The sequence below is a fragment of the Myxococcus sp. CA051A genome, from assembly GCF_013336705.1.
Taxonomy (GTDB): Bacteria; Myxococcota; Myxococcia; order Myxococcales; family Myxococcaceae; genus Myxococcus; species Myxococcus llanfairpwllgwyngyllgogerychwyrndrobwllllantysiliogogogochensis.
Genome location: NZ_JABUMS010000016.1, coordinates 123,964 through 144,599 on the forward strand (window position 1 = coordinate 123,964; position 20,636 = coordinate 144,599).

The window sequence follows — 20,636 nt, forward strand, 5'->3', positions numbered from 1 at the left end:
AGGATCGCCTTGACCCGCGATTTTCCTGGGGATTTTGGACCTCCGCCATCCCTCCCCGTACCGTCCCATTCCGCCAGATTCCCCCGGGGAGGGGCTATATGGGGGCAATGGGCATGTCCCCTTTCAGCGCTCGAACTTGCCCGCGTTGTGGAGCCGGGTAGCGGGTGCCCCGGGTCTCCCACCCTTCCACGGTTGGGTCGGAAACGACTTCAATAGCGCCCAGCTCCACCGGAGCCCGCCATCACCTACGGAAACGTCACGCCACCGAGAGTCACTGCACGAGGTCCGACATTCTCCCACAGCTTTAGGGAGAACGTCCCTCGGGCAGCATCGGCAGGGGCCTCAGCCTCAACCACCACCCGCCCTTGTACTCCCAACGTGACGGGCTCGTCCTGCCATACGCGCAGCACCTTCACTTCACTCCCGGTACTACTGCGAAGTGCCGCGCCACTCGCCACCCACGGCGATTCATTGCGCCGAGCCGTCAACCAAACCTCCAGCGCTACCCGATTCGTCGAGCGGTAGGTCTGGACCTTGGTTGGGTCGAAGGCGTTCTTCGGACCCGAGGTAATCGACTCGGTCACCCGCTTCCCGGCCAGACCGCCGACGTCAACACTGCCCACCGCGAGCAGTCCCGTCAGCCCCCCGGGAGATCCATGCTCAGAGACGATACGCGCATTCTCTTCCTGGCAGCGCAAGGTCTCCGCCCGAGCCTCCCTCGTTTCTTCCTGGTACGACTCGACCGTTCTCTTGTTCCGGTACACCTCAACGAGTGCGTCAGCACGCGCGGGATGAACCACGAGCAGGAATGAAGCGCCGACAGGTGCCGCTCCGTCGCGAAACCTCACCGCCATGCGGAACTTCTCGCCCGGACTCACGCGCGCCGAGGGCACCAACCGCATCGTCTTTCGCCCTGAATCTACATCTGCGAAGAAGTCCCGGCCCTCAAGCTCTGTGGCTTCCTGCACGAGGTCAGAGTCGAAGAGCAGAACCGTGGACAGGCCTGGACTTACTGCCACCTCAACCAACGCTCCGGGCGCATTCGGCTCCAGTTCGATGCGCCGAGCCCCACCACCCGAGGCCGTGGCTCCCTGCGCTGTCGATGCGCCTGCAACGAGCAAGAGCCCCAGGAGAATGGCTGATGATGATGCATGCATCCGTCTGCGACTCCCGCACGTTGACCTGCTCACACCACATCACTCGAACTCGCGCACAGCTCGCACTTCCCCTGTCGAGAAGACTCGGGCCGACGTGGGGCTGTCATCGCCCGGCTTCCGCTCCAAGCCCTTCACCAACCCCTCGGCATTCAGCTCCAGGCACACCGGGAAGCTCTCACCTCCAGCGATGCTCGCGCGCGTGAACCGACCATAGACGCGGTCACTCACCGTGAGTCTTCCCGAGAAGATGGTGCCAGATGGCATCCGCTTCCACTTGCCGATCAACCGGAGTTCCGTGGCTCCGTCCGTCACGGCAATGACTTGGGTTCTTTCGACGAGAAACTGCGCGCCATGGAAATCGCCCGTTTCGATACCCAGTGCCTCCATCGCTTCAACTGCGCCTGACGGGCACGGTGCAGGCGGAGGTGGCGGACGCACCTGTGTGCCGGGGCAACCCAGGGCCGAGCAGGTCACCGCAGCAGCAATGACCCTGCTCATGATGCCCGTGCCCTTCCGCACGGACTTCGGCGCCGTCGGGGTTTCGGTCTTCTCCATCTTCACAGTTGTGGCCTCGGGGAGCATCGCGGGAACGGCGACGACCGCAGGGGTGGCCTCCATTCCGATAGGGGGAGCTGCGGCCTGGGCAGCTTGAGACGAACTCCCAATGCGCGCTACTTCCTGACGGGTCGGTAAGGCCCCCTCTACGCGTGACGTCCGCCAGCTCCACAGGGCCCCCACCGCGACGAGCACCACGGCCAAGGCCACGGCTGCCCAGGCCCAAGCGGGACGCACTGTCTGCGACACGTGCTCCGTCGTGGGAGCACTCTCCTCGTGTGCTCGTACCTCCTCTTGTCTCACTACATGGGGACGCTTGCCGCGCCGGGGCCGTTGACGGGGGGCGTGCAGCCACTTGTCGTGACTGTCCCGGTTGCCCTCCGTCGTGGCCGGGGCTTCGCTGTAGGAATCGCAAAGCGGCACGTCCCACGCCGCGTCCGCTTCGCGAAGCACTTCCTCCAGTGCCACGCGAAGGGCCTGCGCGCTGGGTACTCGCGTCGCGGGAGTCTTCTCCAGCAGCCGCATGCACACGTCACTCAGCGCCACGGGGACGCGCTCGTTCACCTCGCGCGGTGACGTCGGTACGTCAGCGATGACGGCTTCGTCGCGAAGGTCATCCTCCGGTCCCTCGAAAGCAACCTGCGCGGTGAGCAGCCCGTAGAGGACGAGGCCCAACGTCCACAGGTCGTCCGAGGGCGTGGGTTCATATCTGGCCCGGGGACCGCGTCTATTCTGCCGGAGGTGCGTCCTCGCCTCCGGGGAGCGATACTGCGGTGTCCCGGGCGGGAGGATTCCCGAGGTGATTTCCCGCGCGCCCTCGTAGTCCCCGATGCCGAAGTCCACCAGCTTGGCCGCGCCATCCGAGGTGCGGACCATGATGTTGGCCTCCTTCACGTCACGGTGCAGGACACCCGCTCCATGGGACGCCTCCAATGCTCGCGCCACGTCCAGCACCACCCGGGCCACCTGACGCGCGGAAGGGTTCTCCTCACTGGCCCACGCATCGAGCTGGCGCCCCTCCACGTACTCCATGGCGATGAAGGCGAACTCCGGTGACGCCGTAGGCCATAGCCCGAAGCCGAGAATGCCCACCACGTTGGGGTGCTTCAGCTTCAGCAGGATGGAGACTTCGCGATCTACCCGCTCCCCCACCCGCGCCAGGTCCAAGAGCTTCAACGCGGCGGGCTGGCCGTCGCACCGCGCGAGGTACACGGCGCCAAAGCCGCCACTGCCCAGGGGCCGCTCCACCGTGTAGCCCACCACCTGGGAGCCGGGCGCCAGCATCGCGAGGGACGGCCCTTTCCTCATGGCGTCCTTCTCCCGGTTCTCACGGCGTCACTCTCTTGCATTCGCTTGCCTCCCAGCGGGCGGCGCACGCTACCAGACGCATCACCCAACGTGGAGCCCATCCTCGCGAGCCCAGAGCAGGGCAGGACGTACTAGGTTCAACGCCAATCGCCCAACTCTAGGGATTCAATTCTGAGGCGCTTTCAGCTACACAGGAGGGATGAAGGCAGCCACTCCCCTTCCCACTACTCCCTCACCACTCCCCAGCGTCATCGGTTGCGCCGCTCGCGCCGCTCGTACTCGGCTGGGATTGACACAGGCCGAAGTGGCCCGGCATGTCGGGATTGCCCACGCCGTCTACAGTCGCCTGGAGCGCGGGAAGATGCAGCCCAGCGTTTCGACACTTCACCGACTTTGCGAAGTGCTGGACGCATCGCCCAACGAGCTGATGGGGCACTCGCCCGCCTTGCCTCCAGAGGAGGACCCGCCAGCGCGGCGCCGACTCTTCTTCTACGTGCGCCAACTGGATGATGCTCGGGTAAGAGCGATTCTCGAACTCATCTCCCCCTCGGTGAAGGCCCATGAATGAAGAACTGGCGATAACTATCGGCTCGGCGGCCCGCGAGGCGCGCGAGAAGCTGGGGCTGACACGGGCCGAGGTGGCCGAGCGAGTGGGGCTCGTGCATGCCGTCTACAATCGCCTGGAGCGAGGGAAGATGTTGCCCAGCGTCCCCTCCCTCTTCCGACTCTGCGCGGAGTTGCACGTGTCCCCCGAGGTGCTGATGGGCCTGACGCCACCAGGAGCCGGAAAGAAGGCACAGCGCGCAGCCCCCCGCGAGGAGGCGACACCCGAGCTGCGCCGCCTTCTCTCCCTGGCGAGGAAGCTGGACGAGGAGAAGCTCGACGCCCTCGTTCACGTGGCCACCGCCCTGTCTCGCTAGCCCTTCTTCGTGAGCGCGCGCAGCTCGTGTTCCTCCAGCCCCTCGGGGTAGAGGCCGACCTCACCGAACTCCACCATCTCGCGCTGGCCGCCGCCCTCCGCGACGACGCGGCGCACCTCCTCCAGTGCGTCCTGGCGTCCATAACCCGGGTGCCGCTTGGCCAAGGCCGCACGCAGCACATCGCGCATGTCCGCCGCCGTGGCGAAGCGCTCCTCGGGGGCAACACGCAGGGCGGTGTGCAGAATCGCCTTCACGTCTGGCGCCAGACTCTTCACCGAGCGCTCGACGTCCTCCGGTCCGAAGCTGGCGAGCAGCGTCCGCATCTGCGTCAGGGGCAGTGAAGGAAGGTACTCGGGAACGAGCTGGCGCATGCCCTTGGGCGGTGGCGGCACGTCCTCCACGTCGAAGAGGTGCGTGCCCGTCAGCAGCTCCACGAGCAGCACGCCCAGGCTGAAGACGTCGGAGCGCGGGGACAGAGAGGCTCGCTCCAGGTACTCGGGCGAGGCATAGGCGACGTCCCCCTTCACCAGACTGGCGGGCGACTCGGTGCGCCCCACCAGCAACGAATAGGACGCGCCGAAGTTGGCCAGCTTCACTTCCCCGTGGGCACCCACGAAGACATGCCGGGGATTGACGTCGCGGTGGATGATGCCCAGCGGCTTGCCATCCTCCCCCTTCAACGCGTGGGCGTAGTGCAGGGCTTCCGCCAACTCGGCGCCCGTGTAGAGGGCGAAGTCTTCCGAGACAGGCTTGCCACGCAACACCCCCGCGTTCACCAACGTTTCCAGCGAAGGGCCATCCACGAACTCCATGACGACGTGGGGTGCGTCCTCGTGAATCTTCAGGTGGAACACCTGGGCAATGCCGGGATGGTTGAGGCGGAAGGCCAGTTGAATCTCATCCGAGAGCCGCTTTCGCTCCGTGTACGTCGGAGGGCTCGGCAAACGCCGCACAAGGCAGAGGCCCGGAAGAGTCTCCTCCTGCGCGTAGCGGTGGGCCAGCAGCAGCGTCTCCCCAGACTGCGTGTGTTCCAGCTCGCGGAAGGCCTCATACCGGACGCCTCCCACTTTGAAGAGGGGCTGGGGCGCGTGCGGAGTCGGGGGATAGGACGTGCGACGTGACTTGGGGAGGGTACGGCCACTGGCTTTGGAGGGAGGCATGAGTCCTCGGGAGCAAGAGGGGCAATGCACTGACGCTCCCGAGGATTCTTTGCGGGAATCACCTTAAAAGTCCACGCTTACGGGACTTTTTAGATTCCTACCTTCAACGGACGAGCTGCGCCACGGTGAATCCCAGGCCCGCCCCGAGGGCGAGCGCCACGAGCACCTTCACCAGCGGCGCGCCTCCCGCATGCTGGCGCAGCTCCTCTTTCTCCACCTGGAGGCGACGCACCTCCCGGGCCGTGTCGACACACCGCTTCGCGGACAGCCAACACCCCTCGGAGACTTCTACCGCGCGCCCGTCCTGAAGCGTCACGGTGGCACGGGCGACATCCAGCACCGCGTCCTCGGCACGCACCGGCCCCGCGAGCACCAAGGCCAGCACCAGGCCAAACCGCCTCACGGCTTGCGGCCCTTGTGGAGCTGCTCCAGGACGGCCACCGCCGCCGCCTTGCCGGCAATCTCCCCGGCGGCCAGCTCTCCCGCCTCCTCGGCCTTGCGCACCACCTCGTCACCGAAGAGGAGCGCCTTCAGCACGGAGAAGCCACCCGCCGCCCCCAGGCCAATGCCCAGGGCCTTCAACAGCAGCGTCCAGGTGAAGGACTCCCCCGCCACCAGCGCGTTGGCCACGGCACCGGCCACGGCCACCAGCAGCGCCAGCACCGCGCCGGCACGCGAGGACGCGAGCCACGGGAAGAGCGTACCGCCGAAGCGGCGCAGCGCGTAGACGACAGCCACCACCGCAAGGGACGCGACGAGGGCCCAGTTGCGAGCAGTCACCGCGTCGAACACGAGGCGCGCGAACTCCTCGATGCGGCTCGGGTCCGGGACACCGGGCGACTCGGCGGCCAGGGCGGAAGAAGCGAGCAGGAGAGAAGCGGCCAGGAGCAAAGAGGGACGGGGCATGGTGAGCCTTTCGGGCGGGGCTCGCAGCGACATGCCGCACGGCTCCCGCCCTCCCTCTCTTCAATGGGGACACTTTCCGGCATTGGCCCACCCATTAGGCACAGAAGCGATCCGCACTCACCATGTGGTATGGTGGCGGATTAGAGTGACTCTGACTTGATCTCTGGACTTCGTTGGAGGGGGCATGAAGAAGAATGAGGTCACCGGCACCGAACCAGGCCAGTCGGTAATTGCCAAGCGGGTCGAACTTGCATCCTCAGCAAGGCCAGGCCTAGCAGGAATGCAGCAGACGGAACTCGCCAACTCAGTGCTTAAAAGCGGCAAGCGCTCAATAAAAAAGGCCATTGCCTGGGAGATCCAGAACGACAAAACCGGTGAAAACCATCATATCGCCGTCAAAATAGAAACATTTCGACTAGAGAAGAAGAGCGACTCCTGGGTTCAGGACGAGGCAAAATCCATCACCCTTGACGACGATGAGCAAATCACTCGTCTAGTCACTTTTTTGAACGCGCTTTCAGAAGCGCGTGGGGAGAAGGTTCTTGGCAAGGTCCTTCTCACGCCCGTCAACAACAAGGTTGACCCCAACGCTGTGCGCAGAGCCCTCGACATTCTCACATCGGAGGCCCGTTCCGGACTAATGATCGAACTCCTTGAAGCCGTGCACAATGACACACGAGCACTTCGCCTGCTTACAAACGCTGCACGCTCCAACCCCAAAGGCCTTCGCACAGCCGCAGCAGCCATCAACATCGGACGATTCGAGACCGCACTAAAGAAACTGGAGCAGCTTATCGAAACAAATGCTCGCGAGGCAGAATTCCAGCTCCTTCTAGAGGACAACCCTTGGCTCTTCGGCTCCGAATACAGCGAAAACCACACACGCAGAAACTTCACGCGAGACCACCAACAAGACTTCATGCTGCGGCGCACTGTAGACAACTACCTGGAGATCATTGAAATCAAGACACCGCTTGAAGGCAAGCCATTATTCTCCCCTGACAGGTCGCACCAGGGTTCATGGATTCCGCGCCACGAACTTAGTGCTGCTCTCGCACAGGTGATGCGCGATATTGAGAAAATGGATGCCGATGTCCTGGGCATCAAGGCGAGAGACGAAGAAGACGTCCGCAAGGTTCGAGCAAGAATCATCATAGGCCGAGACGGGGGGCCTGAGCTAGTCGACGCACTTCGGCGGCTCAATGGGCACCTGCACCGCATTGAAGTAATCACGTTCGACATGCTCCTCAGGATTGGCCGCAGGGTTGTTTCCGCGCTCACTGACTCCGACCAAAGCAACGCCGACTCGGATGACATTCCCTTTTGAGACCTTGAGGACATCGCGCAGAATTTACCTTGGCCTCGATAGCGAAGAGCGTCCGCAGCCATCACGGATTCCTCCTACTCTGCGCGGAAGCGCACGCCGTCCAAGCTCACCCAGATAGCCCCCACCGGCACCGCGTACACCTGCAACGTGCCATCCGCATTGAGCTGGCCAAGCCCCAAGCCGCTGCTCGTGGGAAGCGTGAGGACGCGAGGACTGCTGGGGCGGTAGCCCACCGGCAGTCGGTAGACGGTGACGTAGCCCACCGTCCCGGGGCGCACGGCGCCGCGCATGGACACCTCGTTGTCGCTGTTCTTGTAGAAGCCCAGCGGCCACGCAGCGGCGTCCCAGGGCGTCCACCCGTTCTCCAGGTCATTCAGCTGGTCCGTGCGAATGCCCACCCACGGCTCGACGAGGCCGCCCACGCGCTCCAGGCGCACGGAGTCGACGTAGACCCAAGGCTCCCCGGTGGTGAGGGGCACGAAGAGACGCACCTGCACGTAGCGAGTCCCGGCAGGAGCGGCATGGAAGCCCGTGAGGCGCTGCCACCCGCCAGCCGGCAACGCGCGGCTGGTACTCGACGTGGAGAGCGCGTTGAAGGCACCATCGTACCAGACGAGGTGGACGGCCAGCACGGTGCCGAGCTGCGTTGTCTTCGCCAGGGCGTCCACGCTGTACCTGTCCCCGGGGCGGGCAATCATCGCCTGGGAGTCGAGGCGCGTCCCGCTCGCCAGCAGTCTCACCGCGCGCTGTCCGGTGAAGGCGTCCTGTGTCACCTGGGCATGTCCCGCCCATAGGCCCGCGCCCATAGCCCATGCGTCCGGCGGCGAGGACTCCACGCTCCACGCCTCGAAGTCCGGATTGGGAGGCGACTCACCGAAGGCCACGCCGGGCAGCAAGGTGGCGGGCGTCACGTATGCCGTGGTGACAGGCACCGCCTCCGAGGGCGCACCGACGTTGCCCCGCACGTCCCGCCCCACCACCCGGCAGAAGTACGTCACGCCCGGCTTCAAGTTGGACAACTGGAAGGACGTCGTCCGCGCGCGCTCCTGGAACGTGTCCGCCGAAGGGACGAAGTCCGGCTCCCGCGAGACGTGCAGTTCGTACTCGTCCCACTTGGGGCCAGAGGGGGCCGGCGTCCACGCCACGGTGAAGCCTTTGACGATGGGCGTCGTCTTCAACTGCTGGGGCGCCGCCGGGCCGGTGAACGGCGCGCTCGGGGCGATGCCGGGCCGCGCATCGCGCTCCAGCCACTCACGCACCGACGTCGAGGGCTGCCCGCGCAGCACCAGCTTCATGCGGGCGGTGCCATCCGTCGCGCATTCGAGCTCAAGCTCCTGCACCGCGAGCCGATGCACCGTGTCCAGGCGGACGCCATCCGGCTCCACGCGCACCAGGTCCCCCAGTTCCATGCCCGGGTGGGGGTCCACCGTCATGCTCACCGTGAGAGGAGAGACGGAGAGGTCCGCCACGGCCGCATCCGCGAGGCGCTGCGCCTCGGCCTCCGTGTTGATGTTGCTGGAAGCATCCTCGGCCACCTGCATCCATCGCCGCCCCACCTGGGCCCGCGCCGTGGGATTGCTGGCCGTCACCTTCTTGCGCTTCGGCACTCCCGACGCGTCGAGGTCCGCCCTGTCGCTGTAGACCACCTCGACGTCCGTGCGCATGTCCACGAGCTGCCGCGTCACGGATGGGAGGTCCCCATACTCGTCCGGGCCGTAGGCCCACTCCTCGGCTGTCTGGAGTCTGTCCGGCGCGTAGAGCGTCAGCGCGTAGGCCCCGGTGCTCGCCCGCCACTTCATGCGGCAGTCCCAGCCGATTCGCTGCGCGAGGGTGCGCACCGCTTCGAGGACAGGCTCCACCTTCTGCGCGTACCTCCCCCGTTGGGAGAGCGGGTCCACCGGCACGTAGAGGCCGAAGCTGGCCATCCCGTTGTCGTTGCATATGGCCTGGATGATGGCCTGTACCGGTACGCCCACGGTGTCGTTGCCATACTCACGCTCAACCTCGATGACGGTGTCCTGGAGCAGCCCGCCCAAGTCTCGCCCCACCACCTTCAGCTCCTCGGGCCCCGTATCCACCTCGTCAATGCGGCCCCGGAAGACCTCGAAGTAGTCATCCTCCCTCGGCACGCCTCCCGGCGCCGCCAGTCCCAGTTCGATGCGGAAGTAGGCAGCCTCCGCGAGCAGCGGCGCGAAGCTGCCTTGGGTGGTGTTAGCAAGCGACTGCATCACCAGGGGCGAGAGGGACATGCGCCCACCACCGGCCCCATCGCGCGCTAGGGTCACCTCGGCCTCGGCCACGGGCGCGTCCAGCTTCTCGTTGATGCGCACGCCCAGCACCCAGTCGACGCCGAAGAGGGTTTGCAGGTTGAGCCAGACACCTTGCCCGTCGCGGACCCAGACGCGCGGATGCGTCGAGTAGCCCGTGGGACTGGTGAGGAGAGCCGCCTGGAAGGAAGACAGAGGACGCATGCGTCAGCGCTCCTGCAACTCGTAGTCGAACTCCTGGCCCAGCACGCGCGCGCCGCGTTGCCACCACTCCACCGCCCTGCCCTGCCCCACCTTGCCCAGCACCACGCGCGGCTCGTACAGCGCCGAGCCGGAAGCCACGTGGTACGGGTACGGCGCTCCGAAGGGCTGGCCAGCCGCGTACCAGGGCGCCACCCACGCGGAAGGCGCCACCCACGGAAGGATGACGAGGTCATCCACCAGCAACGCCGCGTTGGTGGGGTTGCTGATGCCACCTCCAAAGCCCGCCAGGATTTGCAGAGACACCGCGCCACCGACAAGCGCTCCCGCCCCGTCCATGACAAGCGCGCCGCTATTGGGCGTGGTGTTGTCGACGAGCCCGCCACTGGAGATGAAGTGTCCGGAGCGGTGGATGAAGTGCGTCCACGTCGCTTGCCCCTCCAGCTTCCACCAGTAGGCCACCGTCCACTTCGCCTCCATGTCTGGCAGGAACGTAACGCTGGAGTTGGCCGCCATACGCAGGCACGCGCCATAGCGCCCTCCCGCAACACCGGCCGTCACCGTGCCCATGGTGGCGCTCGGCAGGAGGAACGAGTTACTCCGCATGCCCGCCTCGAAGTTCCATACTTCGCCCTCGCCTTTGACCAGGCCCCGGTATGCGCGGGCATCCTCCTGGGAGAGCGGCCCGGTGTTGCCCGCGTAGGAGAGGACTTCCCGCCGCTCGCTGGTGCGAAGCCACCCGGAGAAGGTGCGTCGGTGTTCCCCCAGCAGGGTGGGCGTGTACGTGAGGCCCCGCTCGGTGAGCACCGGCAAGGGGATTCCAGAGAGGGCGAGCGCGGGCATGGTGGAAGTCCTCAGACGGGAGAAAATCGAGACGCCAGACGGATGCGGCTGCCGCTGGTGCGCACGCCCGCGCGCTGCTGGCGCAAGTCCTCATCGCGGCGCGTCTGTTCCATGGCGGCGTCAATGTCGTAGCCGACAATGTTGTAGGTGACGGGCGCGGACTGGGACGTCGCGCCCACGCCAAGGCCGAACAACCGCCGCATCCGCTCGTAGTGCTCCAGCACCACCGGCAGGATTTGCGGCGCCGCACCGCCCTGAATGGGTGTCGCGGGATGCTCGCCATCCCCTGGTGCATCCTCGGGCGAGGGAGACGTGGGCGTCGTCGGGGTGGGCGGACGCGTCGGCCCTTCCTGCGCGTCCTCCGACTCGAAGGTGCGAAGCGCGCGCCGCCATGCGGATGGGACGTTGGTCAACGCCTCGGTGGCACGCGACACCGCTTGCGTGTGCTCGCGCACCCGTGCCGTCTCCTCGGCCCGCGCCATGGCCGACTCCCACGTCGTCCCCTCCAGGGCGTCCTGTGAGGCACGCATGGCGTCCGTGTCCACCTTCAACCCGTCGAGGCTGCGAGCGAAGCGCGCCAGGCCGTCAAAGCCCGTCCAGGAAATGAGGCTGCTCAACGCGTGGATGACTTTCTGGACTGCGCCGACGATGAGGTTCCACACCCAGCCAATGGCCCGCGCCACGGCCAAAATCACGGTCGCCACGAACTTGAGCACGCCGAAGAGGGCCTTCAGCACGGGCCCCACCAGTTGGCCTAGCGGGTCCATCAACATGATGAAGAACTTGCCCATCTGCTCGAAGAGCGGCGCGAGGCCCTCCAACAACTGCCCGACGACGACGAGCAGCGGCGCGAGAGGCCGAATCGCGTTCCCCAGCATCTCGAAGACGGGCGTCAACGCGGAGAAGAAGCCGTCGACGACAAGGGAGATGGCGCCCAGCAAGGGCTGGAGCGGCTCCAGGAGCGTCCCCAGCGCATCGGCCACCTGCTGAATGATTCCGTTGGTGGCTTCGATGACGCCCTTGAAGCCCTCGGACTGCATGAGCAGCTCCGACACCACGGCGATGATGGCGCCATACACGCCCCCCGCCTGGAGCCCTTGCAGGCCCGCGTTGATGAGGTCCCCCAGGGCGCCCAGTCCGCCAATGAGGCGATTCAGAAGGCCCTCTCGGGCGCTCTGCATGGCGGCCTCGGCGGCGGCGGCCAGGGACTCGGCCTCGCGGCGCACCTCTCGGAACGCGGCAGCCCCGGCGGCTTCCTCGGCGCGGACGCTGGCAACGAATTCGCGGTGCGACTCCTCGGCGGCATGCTCCTGGAGCTTCGCCAGCTCTCGCGCCCGTGCGGCCTCTTCTCGCGCCGAGGACTCCAGGGCGGCCTTGTCCGTGGGGTGACGGATGCGGGCCTTGCCGGCTGAAGACGTAACGCCCGTCAGCTGCGCGACGAGGGCTTGAATCGCCTCGGTGAAGTGCTCCAGGTTGAGCGCGCGGGCGACGTCGGCGCCGAGGCGCTTGGCCCCAGCCGCGCTGGAGTTCAGGCCGTAGGCGGCACCCTCGGCCAACGTGCGCCCAGCCCCCGCCACCGCCGAGCCCACGGCTTCCGCCGTCTCCCTCGCCCCCGTCCAGAGCAGCTGGGCGCCTTGCCCCAACGTGTCGAGGAGCTGCTGGCCGGTGAGGGTGGAGACAGCCGCGAAGGTGTCCGCCAGTTGGGAGAAGCCCGCCGCCCTCGCCACCGGCTCCAGCAGGCGCGAGACGCCGCGCACCATGACCGCCACGCGCTCCAGCATGGAAGCGGCGGCACGTCCGAGGAAGTCCCCGAGCGCCGCGAAGGCACGTGCGTAGGCGTCCGCAATCCGCGCGGCCAACTGCCCCAGCTTCTCGCCCAGGCCCCGGAAGAAGTCAGCGAGGCCCGTGCTGGAGTCCTCCCAGGCCGCGTAGACGGCGCCCGCGAGCAACACCACTCCCGCCAACGCAGCGGCCACGGCGGCGAGCGGCACCAGCAGCGTTCCGAAAGAGAGGGCCAGCCGTGAGAGGCTGCCTTTCACCGAGGGCGCGGTGGCCACCATGCCGCCCATGGACTGCGTCACTTTGTCCATGCTGCCCGCGAGCGAGGCCAGCGCCGTGGACTTGTTCAACGCATTGAAGGCCGACAGCAAGAGGCCCGTCCCGGCGGCCACGGCCTCGACAATGCCCGCCATCTTCCCCAGCGCGCCCAAGGCGAGTCCCGTCCCCGCCACCCAGACAGCCATGTCGAGGGCGCTGGCCTTCACCTCGGGCGAGAGGGACTGGAAGCTGGCCACTACCTTCTCCATCCCGTCCGCCACCTGCTTCGCCACCGGCATCAGTGCGTCGCCAATGTCAGCAGCCAGGGTGTAGAGCAGCGAGGTAATCCGCTCCACCTCCTGGGACATGGCCGCGTTGGACTGGGACGCGGCAGCCACCGCGCCCGCGAGTCCCGCCGCCACCACCGCGCCAATGTCCCCGAGGTCCCCCGCCTTCTCTTTCACTTCCTTGGCGGCCTTCTCCACGCCCTTCACCAGCTTGGCGAGGTTGGCCATGGCCTCGCCAATGGCGGCGGAGACCGACACGTAGAGTCCCCCAACCTTCAGCCCGCCGCCTGACATGCCTCACCTCTTCGGACGCTTCCGGAAAACCGTTGTCACCTCATGGCCGCCGCTCCCGGGCCCCGCCTGGGGACGTCCCGCGCGCAGCTCGTCGGCCTCCAAGTCGCAGTAGGCGAGCAGGTGGACGACGTCCTCCCAGGCCCACCCGCGCACCGCATCCGGAGACTGGCCCGTCAGCTTCACCACCCCATGCAGGGCCTTCAGCTCGGGGTGGTCTCGGAGTTTCCCTTCGCGCTCTCCAGCGTCGGGCCCGCGAAGGCCGAGGCCAGCTCGCCTTGCACTTCCTCCAGCCAGGGCTCGTTCTTCACCGCAGCCACGTCGGCCTCGGTGAAGACGCGCGTCGCGGTGCCCGGGAAGTACAGGCAGGCGACGGCAATGCGAGCCATCATCATCATCCCCGCCGCCTCGTCCACGGGATGGCGGTTGTCGCCCATCTCCTTGGCGTCGCGCGACGCGGACAGCACGTCCATCTTCTCGCCCAGCGTGGGGCGGCAGATGTCGTAGTCGGCGCCGTCGAGGGCGACGCGCTTGTGGAGGGCTCGGCGGGTGCCCAGGGGCTTGCGGTGCATGGCGGGTGCGGACATGGGTGTCTCCTCGAAGGTGGAAGGCAGTGGCCAGCTACACGGCAACAGGAGCGCCCTGGCCGTTGAGAGTGACTGAGAAGGTGACGACGTCCGTGGAGGTGCGTCCTTCCTCGTAGGACGTCACCGTCACCGGGTAGCGGTAGCCCTGGCTTCCCACGGGTGCCGTCTCGTCCTCGATGATGGTGAAGAACACCGTGGCGTCTGACTCGAAGGCGTCGCGCAACACCTTCTGAGGCGCGCTGCCCTGGAGGACGTGGCCGGACAGAGGGATGGTGAAGGACTTGAGGGTGCCCTTGCTGCGCTTGTATCCGTCACCCCCGAAGTAGTTGGTGTCGACGGTGTCCTTCGCGCGGTTGACAGGCGCCTCGGTGACGCCGTCCAGCGCATCAACCTCGGTGGGCGCTGTCTCCGTAGCGCGGATGTAGAGCTTGTCGAAGAAAGCCTCTCGGGGCTGGGCCATGGGTGTGTCTCCTTCAGTGAGAGGGGAAACGACGAGCGAGGAAGTCCTGGAGGACGGCGGCGACGCGGCGGCGCGCGCTGCCTCTGGCTCGTCGGAACGATTTGCGGAGGAAGTGGGACGGCGGGTTGAAGATGGGCGCGCCCCAGTGCCAGCCCTCGTGAATGGGGCCGGCGGACGGGTGCGAGTAGCCCGCCGACCACGTGGTGGAGAGGGGCGGCCCGAGGTTGTACCGAGGACCGTCGAGGAAGGCCGTGTCGCGCAGGTGGCCGTCCGTCCCGTCCCTACCCACCGGCACCAGGAACAGGGAGTAGTCGAGGGCGAGCCGCGCGATGTCCCGGCACGGCACGTCCAACGCGCGCAGCACATCGGCAGGAGAGCGGCGCAGGCGCTCCAGCTTCACAGCATCGATTTTGACTCGGACGGGCATCCCACTACTTCTTTATGGGGACGCTTTCCGCAGATGGTCGCGCTATTCAGCGGACCTACACAAAGCGAAGCGGTCTCATGCGAGACATCTCACCGGGTCAACTACACCCTACCCACGGGTCGGCCACCAGCCCTTGACACAACACAAGGCTAGCACCAGCATCCGCACTCGCACTCGCACTCGCACTCGCACTCGCACTCGCACTCGCACTCGCACTCGCACTCGCACTCGCACTCGCACTCGCACTCGCACTCGCACTCGCACTCGCACTCGCACTCGCACATCAACCACGACTCGACAACTCCCATGCCGACCGAAGAAACAATCAGCAATCCCTGCAATGCGTGCGAAAGGAAAACAAACCACAAAATACTACACAACGAAACCCATGGAGTCGAAGGCCCAGACGATTACCCAGACTACATGCACTATCAAATAGTCCAGTGCCTAGGCTGCGACACCTTCTCATTCAGAAGACACTATGAAGACTATGGCTCACCCGTCGACAACGAAGACGGCACAGTCTCACCATCAATCAGCACAAACACATACCCCAGCTTCCTGAAGAGCAGACTGGCTCTTCACGAATTCAGTCCAGTCCCAGAAGTAGTGAGGGCAATCTTCACCGAAACCATCAATGCCACCAAGGAAGGGGCGCTAACACTCGCGGGAATTGGCTTTCGCGCCGTCATCGAAGCCATCTGCAACGACAAAGGAATTCCAGGCAAAGATTTGCAAAAGAAAATATCTGCCCTCGCACAGAAAGGGATGATCTCAAAGCTTGAAGAAAAACGCCTTCACTCCATCAGATTCCTGGGAAACGACGCGGCCCACGACATCAAGAGACCATCTCAAGAGTCGATAACCACCGTTCTCAAAATCACAGAACACCTCATCGAAAACATATACACACTCGACTCAGAGGCACAACTCAGTCTCGAAACAGTAATCGACCAGTACGATGACTTCAAGACTGTGCTCTCGAAGGGCCTAAAACCCCTCGCCGGAGGAGAAGAGAAGTCCCTATCTCAGATTCTCGGCAAGACCATTCGGAGGTTCGTCAATTCGCTTCCGGACATGGAGAAACAACTCATTGCCGAGATAAAATCAGGCACCCACCCAGCGCTATCCCTGGGAAGCCTCAAGAAGTTTGATGACAGAAAACACGCGGTTCAGCTCTACATCAAGAAATAGTCAGCGCACCCACGCATACCCAAGTCTCAGGTTCAAGATCCAGAGGTATCGACATGCCTGATCGGCCCCCAGATACACGGGGGCGCCCTCCTCAGTGCGTAAGCTAGTGCCCACCACATTTGGAGTCTGCTGAAACAGACCAAGAACTTCCAGTGCCAATGCCTGACCTCCCTGGAAGTCATCTCGGGATGAGCGGATGCGCACCTGACATCCCGCAGACAAATACGTCGCCCGGTTAATGCCCAGGTACAGCAGAGGTCCCGCGCCTCCCGTCACAACTAACGCCACAGCTCTGTCCGGCACACCATCATCCGCTTCGGGCATCGGAGAGACAAAAAGATTGGCCTCTGGAACTGGAGGACGCACCAGACCTAGGCCCGCCGATTCCAGCACCGCCGCCAGTTCCGCCGCGATATCGCGCGTCACAGCCACACCTTGCAAAAGCGCACCACGCCCGTACCATCCACTAACTCATCCACCGCCACGGGCCGCTGAGCTCGATTGAAATCGGACACGTCCTCTCCCGGCAGCCAGAGACGGTGGAGCAGGGTCAGCGCCGCATCCGTGTAGATGACGTGCGAAGCAAGGTGCTCGTTGCCGCCCGCGTCGCGGATGAGCTTTCGGCTCGGCTGGACGCGAGCACGCGCCGAGGCCACCGGCCCCAACGTGGGCTTGCCGTGAGCATCCCGCCCCAACACCAGCGCGTAGGAGATGACCTGCCGGAACCTGTCCGAAGGAGACGCCATCAGCTCACCCGATACAGGACGTAGGGCGCGAGCAAGGCCCTAGCCGCGCCAGGAATGGGACTCTTCCCCTCGGCCTTCGCGGCGAAGTAACTGACGCTCCAGTCGCCAATGGACTCACTGGCCACCATGGCGTCGACACCTCGCGAACGGTAGAGCTGAACGGCCGTGAGGACGGCGGCCTCCTGCACATCCTCGGGAAGCGTCACCACCAGGGCACCGTCGAGCGTCCACTGTCCTGGGGTGACATAGCCCCCGTCATAGACGACGCGGAGCCCGTCCTCGCTGCCCTCGAAGTCCCCGAGCGTTCCCGACACGCCGCCCCCCGAGCGCACTGTCGCGCGCCACACGCCCCGCCTGCGCCTCAACATGCCGGCCTCGGCCAATCCTCCGGCAATCTCGTATTCGTCGGCGGAGACCTGGTTGCCACCCTCCCAGACTCCGGAGATGGCCAGGACCGGAGGACGCTCCAGAAGTAGCAGCGGGCGCCCGTAGCCTGCCGGGTACTCCACGAGGCCGAGGCCCCGCTCGAACACCCGGCCGCAATAGCCCGCCACGGCGCGGCTTGCCGCCGTGACGAGCACTTCCACGCGCGGAGACACGGGGATGCCCAAGTCATCCGCCACAGTGGAGGCAAGGCAAAGGTCAGCACTGGAGGACATGGCTCACCGCACCGGGAACTCGTCGGCGCCCCCGAGGACGAGAGCTGCGCCCCACTGCGCCGTGTCCGTGGCCGCCGCCGACAGGTCCGGCGTCACCTTCAGCCGCACGAAGCGCTTGCGGTTGGCGACGCGCAGGTCCACCCGGAGGCAGAAGGCTTGAGGCGCGGCGCCACCGGCCACCACCGTCACGGCATTGGCCAGCGTGTCATCCGCGCCGAACGTCACCCCGTCCTCGGATTCGGCCAGCTTCACCGTCGCCTTGAGCGTCTGGCCCGCCGCGCAGCTGGTGTTCCCCGTGAATAGGAGCTGCGCAGAGTCGAACCCGTTGCGGTCCACGGCACCGCTCGTCACCTCGGCGGCATCGCCCGTCCCGCCGGCCGTGAGCGCTCCACCCGCCACCCCGACGGCCTTGTAGAAGACTTGGAAGTCCTGCGTGTTCGCGTGCATGTCGTGTCTCCTGGTGATTCCGCGGGCTCAGTAGCCCTTGCGCTCCGAGAACGCCTTGTCGTGCCGCAGCTTGAAGTCCCCTCGGCAGATTCCCCGGAGCGTCGTTTCGTCGTACTCGGCGCGGACGTCGTGCTCCGACAGCACCAGCTCCGTGTCCACGCCGTAGAGCAGCTGGTCCCAGGTGCCGAAGAGGATTCGGCTCGGGGCAATCCGCGTGGACGCCTTGTAGGGGAAGCCGCGCAGCGTGCCCCGGTTGAGCATCTCGTCCCGGAAAATCCACGTGCCGCCGTCCTTCAGTCCCAGCAGCGCCGTTTCACGCGTCGGATGCAGCAGGAATCCCGGACGCCGCAGCTTGATGTTCGCCTTGAGGACGTCCTCGACCATGCCGTCCACGTCCGCGAGGTAGTGGTCCGCGCTGGTCCCGCTCCGGGCCTTGGAGTGTGAGGAGTCCATCTGCGCCAGGACGCCCTTGGGGTTGGGGCCCTGGCCGTCCCCGTTGAGGGCCGCCTCGTCCATGCCGTCCGCCGCCGCCTCGCGGAAGTCCTCGGCCACGCCCGCGTCACCCACCGCCGGGTTGCGCAAAAGGTCGTTGGAGATGTCGGCCAGAATCATCGCCTTGTGGGCCTTGAGCACCACCTTCCCGTGCGAGGGCTGCGTCTTCTCCACCTTCTCGCCCTCGCCAATCCACTTGAAGGTGACGCTCCCGGTCTTCTTGCCGAAGTGCAGCTCCCCCTTGAAGGGCACGGTGCGAGCGCCCAGCGCAAGGACGACAGAGTCGGGCCGGAGGAACTCAATCATCTCCCCCGCCTCCTGCACCGGCACCAGCACGCCCGCCGAGCTGAAGACGCTCTCCTGCACTGCTTTCTGGACGTCAGCGCCGCCGAAGCGCTTGGCCTGCTCCAGCACGGCCTCGCGCGTCGGGTTGCGGCCCGCGTTGACGACGGCCTTCAGGTACGCGCCGAAGCCGTTCAGACTCTTCAGGATGCCGGAGACCTGGCTGTCTTCGGGCTTGGACTTCGCGCCCATGAGGCCCGCCAGCCCGTCACGCTGGCCCTTGGCCTGCTCCATCAGCTGCGCGGCCACGAGAGGGCCCAGGGACTTCGCCACTTCCTGCATCTGCTCGGGGGTCATCTCATCTCCTTGAAGTGCTGCAAGAGGGCCTCGGCCGTGTGCTTGGCCAGGGCGTTGACGTCGGGGGCTGGAGGGGGCGCGGCCTTGCTCCGCTCGCGCTCATCGAGGGTGGAGACCACGGCCTTCGCCACGTCCTGGATGAAGGCGGCGCGCTCGTCGGCCAGCTCCCTCACCCTCACCGCGCGCTGGTTGCCCGGAATCGTGACGACGGAGATTTCGAGTAGCTCCTGTTGCTCGCAGTCGAATCCACCGCGCTCGTTCTCATGGTAGCGGTGCATGAGGTAGCGCACCGACACGGCGTTCAGGATGCCGCGCGCAACCTTGCTCTCCACCTTCCGGGCGAAGTCGTCTTCCTGGTCGAACTCGATGTCCACCAGCAGGGCATCACCCTGCACGTAGGCGCGCCCCTTGCCGATGGGCAACACGTCCTTGCGTCCCGTGCCGAAGAGGCCGCCGGAGCCGTCGTCGTGGTTGTAGAGGACGACGGGGTTGGCGTTGAAGGCGTCCAGCATCCAGCCCTGGACGCTCAACCGGTCGTTGTAGCGGTCAAACTCGCCGTCGTTGGCGCGGAAGGTGTGGAACCTCGGCGCGCCCTCGGCGGGCTCAGGGGCGTCCTTCTGGACGGTGAAGAGGCGGGCTCTGGAGAGAGGGCAGGGCATTCACCTCTCTTTATGGGGACACTTTCCGGGACTGGCCCACGCTCCTCCGGCCGGAGTCCCGACATTGAGCAAGACTCACATTCTTGGTATATCCCGGCAACAAACCAACAAACAGAGAACGACCATGCCCGAAACCCCATCAGAAAAAGAGACTCGCGAATTCCTGAAATCAAACCAGTTCAACATCGAAAAAATCCCCGAAAGCACTCAACGGACTGCGGACTTTTTCGCACACAAGAACAATGAGAAATATCTAGTCGAAGTGACCTCAAAAGAACCCGAAGTAGCATTCCAAGAGATGCTTCAGACATCCAACACAAAAGGCTTAGGCACACTCATCCGGGAGGTAACGACAAGCGACATGCTTGATGGCATCGTCAAGAAAAAAACAAAACAACTGCGCGCAACCGACAGGGCCGTCGACTTCAGGTTGCTCTGGCTCGCCGGCCTCCATATGGACTCCGAACACCTGCGAGACGCCCTCATGCGGACACTCTATGGGCTTGCTCTGGTCTCCGCTGTACGTTCCATGGACATGTCGGACTTGGAAAACTGCGTACCAACTACACATCCGTGTTTCTATTATGATTACTATTCATTTTTCCACCTGCCAGATCTCGACGGCGTCATCTTTTCAAGCCACGACTGCAAGACTCTATTCATAAACGAAACGGGAAACAACGCATCGGCATTCCGAAACTCCGAGATGTGCTCGCTATTCAAGGCGCATGGCGACGTAGTCGATCCTGCCGCAATCAGGCTGGACCCGTCCGTGCTATTTATCGACCACGAGATTGATCGAAAAGACAGTCGCGCCCAATGGAGCTACCTCCGAAAGACCTATGGAAAGCTCACGAGTCGAATGTTTGAATCACATTTCCAAGGTATCGTCCCCTTCAAGATCTCGACTTAGAATCCACTTCATTCTCTGCCCAGCCCCAAGACCGAGCTTCGCATGATGACTGGATGATTTCCCGGGCTGACGCGGACATTGGACTGTCAAGTCCCACTCCGCCCGAAACAGCGCCCCGACGCCATGTTCAGTCAAAATGAATACTCGCGTATTA

At 65.0% G+C, this 20,636-nt stretch carries 23 protein-coding genes; 5 read left to right on the top strand and 18 right to left on the bottom strand.

Features of this window, described 5'->3' with window-relative positions; genetic code table 11:
• Positions 1 to 245: 245 nt before the first annotated feature.
• Entirely contained in the window at positions 246 to 1,157 is a 912-nt protein-coding gene (locus tag HUA74_RS35225) for a DUF2381 family protein (RefSeq protein ID WP_174458069.1), read from the bottom strand.
• Between the two features lie 39 nt (positions 1,158 to 1,196).
• A complete protein-coding gene (locus HUA74_RS35230) occupies positions 1,197 to 3,020 on the bottom strand; it encodes a serine/threonine-protein kinase (RefSeq protein ID WP_174458070.1) in 1,824 nt (607 codons plus the stop codon).
• 199 nt (positions 3,021 to 3,219) lie between these two features.
• Between HUA74_RS35230 and HUA74_RS35235 the strand changes: the two genes are divergently transcribed.
• Positions 3,220 to 3,588: a helix-turn-helix domain-containing protein gene (locus HUA74_RS35235; RefSeq protein ID WP_174458071.1), complete on the top strand. Its 369-nt coding sequence runs from the start codon at positions 3,220 to 3,222 to the stop codon at positions 3,586 to 3,588.
• Complete coding sequence (locus tag HUA74_RS35240; RefSeq protein WP_174458072.1) at positions 3,581 to 3,940, top strand: helix-turn-helix domain-containing protein; 360 nt, start codon at positions 3,581 to 3,583, stop codon at positions 3,938 to 3,940. Before HUA74_RS35235 ends, HUA74_RS35240 begins: the two co-directional genes overlap by 8 nt.
• Here HUA74_RS35240 and HUA74_RS35245 read toward each other — a convergent pair.
• The 3 genes from HUA74_RS35245 to HUA74_RS35255 form a co-directional block, all read right to left on the bottom strand.
• Positions 3,937 to 5,100, bottom strand: a complete 1,164-nt coding sequence (locus tag HUA74_RS35245; protein ID WP_174458073.1) for a serine/threonine-protein kinase — start codon at positions 5,098 to 5,100, stop codon at positions 3,937 to 3,939. The two genes, HUA74_RS35240 and HUA74_RS35245, sit on opposite strands and share 4 nt — an antisense overlap.
• Positions 5,101 to 5,203: 103 nt before the next feature.
• Positions 5,204 to 5,503 carry a hypothetical protein gene (locus HUA74_RS35250; RefSeq protein ID WP_174458074.1) on the bottom strand — a complete coding sequence of 100 codons (300 nt, stop codon included), beginning with the start codon at positions 5,501 to 5,503 and terminating at the stop codon, positions 5,204 to 5,206.
• Positions 5,500 to 6,006: a hypothetical protein gene (locus HUA74_RS35255; RefSeq protein ID WP_254625390.1), complete on the bottom strand. Its 507-nt coding sequence runs from the start codon at positions 6,004 to 6,006 to the stop codon at positions 5,500 to 5,502. The genes HUA74_RS35250 and HUA74_RS35255 overlap by 4 nt, the downstream gene beginning before the upstream one ends.
• Positions 6,007 to 6,190: 184 nt before the next feature.
• Between HUA74_RS35255 and HUA74_RS35260 the strand changes: the two genes are divergently transcribed.
• On the top strand, positions 6,191 to 7,333 hold the full coding sequence (locus HUA74_RS35260) for a Shedu anti-phage system protein SduA domain-containing protein (RefSeq protein ID WP_174458075.1): 1,143 nt from the start codon (positions 6,191 to 6,193) through the stop codon (positions 7,331 to 7,333).
• A 74-nt stretch (positions 7,334 to 7,407) separates the two neighbouring features.
• Here the strand turns inward: HUA74_RS35260 and HUA74_RS35265 are convergent, their stop codons facing one another.
• The 7 genes from HUA74_RS35265 to HUA74_RS35295 are packed head-to-tail and all read right to left on the bottom strand — an operon-like array spanning position 7,408 to position 14,733.
• The gene (locus HUA74_RS35265; RefSeq protein ID WP_174458076.1) at positions 7,408 to 9,804 is read right to left on the bottom strand and encodes a fibronectin type III domain-containing protein; all 2,397 of its coding nucleotides are present in this window, start codon (positions 9,802 to 9,804) and stop codon (positions 7,408 to 7,410) included.
• Between the two features lie 3 nt (positions 9,805 to 9,807).
• Positions 9,808 to 10,644 carry a hypothetical protein gene (locus HUA74_RS35270; RefSeq protein ID WP_174458077.1) on the bottom strand — a complete coding sequence of 279 codons (837 nt, stop codon included), beginning with the start codon at positions 10,642 to 10,644 and terminating at the stop codon, positions 9,808 to 9,810.
• 11 nt (positions 10,645 to 10,655) lie between these two features.
• Complete coding sequence (locus HUA74_RS35275; RefSeq protein ID WP_174458078.1) at positions 10,656 to 13,262, bottom strand: hypothetical protein; 2,607 nt, start codon at positions 13,260 to 13,262, stop codon at positions 10,656 to 10,658.
• A gap of 3 nt (positions 13,263 to 13,265) precedes the next feature.
• Positions 13,266 to 13,448, bottom strand: a complete 183-nt coding sequence (locus HUA74_RS35280; protein ID WP_174458079.1) for a hypothetical protein — start codon at positions 13,446 to 13,448, stop codon at positions 13,266 to 13,268.
• Positions 13,449 to 13,462: 14 nt separating this feature from the next.
• Positions 13,463 to 13,846, bottom strand: coding sequence for a phage tail protein (locus HUA74_RS35285; RefSeq protein WP_141642215.1), 384 nt, complete (start codon positions 13,844 to 13,846; stop codon positions 13,463 to 13,465).
• A gap of 34 nt (positions 13,847 to 13,880) precedes the next feature.
• Complete coding sequence (locus tag HUA74_RS35290; protein ID WP_141642214.1) at positions 13,881 to 14,306, bottom strand: phage tail tube protein; 426 nt, start codon at positions 14,304 to 14,306, stop codon at positions 13,881 to 13,883.
• Between the two features lie 13 nt (positions 14,307 to 14,319).
• Positions 14,320 to 14,733, bottom strand: a complete 414-nt coding sequence (locus HUA74_RS35295) for a hypothetical protein (protein WP_174458080.1) — start codon at positions 14,731 to 14,733, stop codon at positions 14,320 to 14,322.
• A gap of 306 nt (positions 14,734 to 15,039) precedes the next feature.
• Here HUA74_RS35295 and HUA74_RS35300 point away from each other — a divergent pair, with 306 nt between their 5' ends.
• On the top strand, positions 15,040 to 15,927 hold the full coding sequence (locus HUA74_RS35300) for a DUF4145 domain-containing protein (protein ID WP_174458081.1): 888 nt from the start codon (positions 15,040 to 15,042) through the stop codon (positions 15,925 to 15,927).
• Here the strand turns inward: HUA74_RS35300 and HUA74_RS35305 are convergent, their stop codons facing one another.
• Genes HUA74_RS35305 through HUA74_RS35330 form a run of 6 tightly spaced genes read right to left on the bottom strand, consistent with a single transcriptional unit; the run spans position 15,928 to position 19,569 of the window.
• Positions 15,928 to 16,353: a hypothetical protein gene (locus HUA74_RS35305; RefSeq protein ID WP_174458082.1), complete on the bottom strand. Its 426-nt coding sequence runs from the start codon at positions 16,351 to 16,353 to the stop codon at positions 15,928 to 15,930.
• Positions 16,350 to 16,673: a hypothetical protein gene (locus HUA74_RS35310; protein ID WP_174458083.1), complete on the bottom strand. Its 324-nt coding sequence runs from the start codon at positions 16,671 to 16,673 to the stop codon at positions 16,350 to 16,352. The genes HUA74_RS35305 and HUA74_RS35310 overlap by 4 nt, the downstream gene beginning before the upstream one ends.
• Positions 16,673 to 17,284 carry a hypothetical protein gene (locus HUA74_RS35315; protein WP_254625391.1) on the bottom strand — a complete coding sequence of 204 codons (612 nt, stop codon included), beginning with the start codon at positions 17,282 to 17,284 and terminating at the stop codon, positions 16,673 to 16,675. The genes HUA74_RS35310 and HUA74_RS35315 overlap by 1 nt, the downstream gene beginning before the upstream one ends.
• Before the next feature lie 51 nt (positions 17,285 to 17,335).
• Positions 17,336 to 17,779, bottom strand: coding sequence for a hypothetical protein (locus HUA74_RS35320; protein WP_174458085.1), 444 nt, complete (start codon positions 17,777 to 17,779; stop codon positions 17,336 to 17,338).
• A 27-nt stretch (positions 17,780 to 17,806) separates the two neighbouring features.
• Complete coding sequence (locus HUA74_RS35325; RefSeq protein ID WP_174458086.1) at positions 17,807 to 18,910, bottom strand: phage major capsid protein; 1,104 nt, start codon at positions 18,908 to 18,910, stop codon at positions 17,807 to 17,809.
• Complete coding sequence (locus HUA74_RS35330; RefSeq protein WP_174458087.1) at positions 18,907 to 19,569, bottom strand: HK97 family phage prohead protease; 663 nt, start codon at positions 19,567 to 19,569, stop codon at positions 18,907 to 18,909. The genes HUA74_RS35325 and HUA74_RS35330 overlap by 4 nt, the downstream gene beginning before the upstream one ends.
• Positions 19,570 to 19,633: 64 nt before the next feature.
• Here HUA74_RS35330 and HUA74_RS35335 point away from each other — a divergent pair, with 64 nt between their 5' ends.
• Entirely contained in the window at positions 19,634 to 20,482 is an 849-nt protein-coding gene (locus HUA74_RS35335) for a hypothetical protein (RefSeq protein ID WP_174458088.1), read from the top strand.
• Positions 20,483 to 20,636 lie beyond the last annotated feature (154 nt).

Excerpts from the sequence above, each read along its gene's own strand:
- HUA74_RS35225 (WP_174458069.1), bottom strand. The coding sequence starts at position 1,157 with ATGCATGCATCATCATCAGCCATTCTCCTGGGGCTCTTGCTCGTTGCA.
- HUA74_RS35230 (WP_174458070.1), bottom strand. The coding sequence starts at position 3,020 with ATGAGGAAAGGGCCGTCCCTCGCGATGCTGGCGCCCGGCTCCCAGGTG.
- HUA74_RS35235 (WP_174458071.1), top strand. The coding sequence starts at position 3,220 with ATGAAGGCAGCCACTCCCCTTCCCACTACTCCCTCACCACTCCCCAGC.
- HUA74_RS35240 (WP_174458072.1), top strand. The coding sequence starts at position 3,581 with ATGAATGAAGAACTGGCGATAACTATCGGCTCGGCGGCCCGCGAGGCG.
- HUA74_RS35245 (WP_174458073.1), bottom strand. The coding sequence starts at position 5,100 with ATGCCTCCCTCCAAAGCCAGTGGCCGTACCCTCCCCAAGTCACGTCGC.
- HUA74_RS35255 (WP_254625390.1), bottom strand. The coding sequence starts at position 6,006 with ATGCCCCGTCCCTCTTTGCTCCTGGCCGCTTCTCTCCTGCTCGCTTCT.
- HUA74_RS35260 (WP_174458075.1), top strand. The coding sequence starts at position 6,191 with ATGAAGAAGAATGAGGTCACCGGCACCGAACCAGGCCAGTCGGTAATT.
- HUA74_RS35265 (WP_174458076.1), bottom strand. The coding sequence starts at position 9,804 with ATGCGTCCTCTGTCTTCCTTCCAGGCGGCTCTCCTCACCAGTCCCACG.
- HUA74_RS35270 (WP_174458077.1), bottom strand. The coding sequence starts at position 10,644 with ATGCCCGCGCTCGCCCTCTCTGGAATCCCCTTGCCGGTGCTCACCGAG.
- HUA74_RS35275 (WP_174458078.1), bottom strand. The coding sequence starts at position 13,262 with ATGTCAGGCGGCGGGCTGAAGGTTGGGGGACTCTACGTGTCGGTCTCC.
- HUA74_RS35285 (WP_141642215.1), bottom strand. The coding sequence starts at position 13,846 with ATGTCCGCACCCGCCATGCACCGCAAGCCCCTGGGCACCCGCCGAGCC.
- HUA74_RS35290 (WP_141642214.1), bottom strand. The coding sequence starts at position 14,306 with ATGGCCCAGCCCCGAGAGGCTTTCTTCGACAAGCTCTACATCCGCGCT.
- HUA74_RS35295 (WP_174458080.1), bottom strand. The coding sequence starts at position 14,733 with ATGCCCGTCCGAGTCAAAATCGATGCTGTGAAGCTGGAGCGCCTGCGC.
- HUA74_RS35300 (WP_174458081.1), top strand. The coding sequence starts at position 15,040 with ATGCCGACCGAAGAAACAATCAGCAATCCCTGCAATGCGTGCGAAAGG.
- HUA74_RS35310 (WP_174458083.1), bottom strand. The coding sequence starts at position 16,673 with ATGGCGTCTCCTTCGGACAGGTTCCGGCAGGTCATCTCCTACGCGCTG.
- HUA74_RS35320 (WP_174458085.1), bottom strand. The coding sequence starts at position 17,779 with ATGCACGCGAACACGCAGGACTTCCAAGTCTTCTACAAGGCCGTCGGG.
- HUA74_RS35325 (WP_174458086.1), bottom strand. The coding sequence starts at position 18,910 with ATGACCCCCGAGCAGATGCAGGAAGTGGCGAAGTCCCTGGGCCCTCTC.
- HUA74_RS35330 (WP_174458087.1), bottom strand. The coding sequence starts at position 19,569 with ATGCCCTGCCCTCTCTCCAGAGCCCGCCTCTTCACCGTCCAGAAGGAC.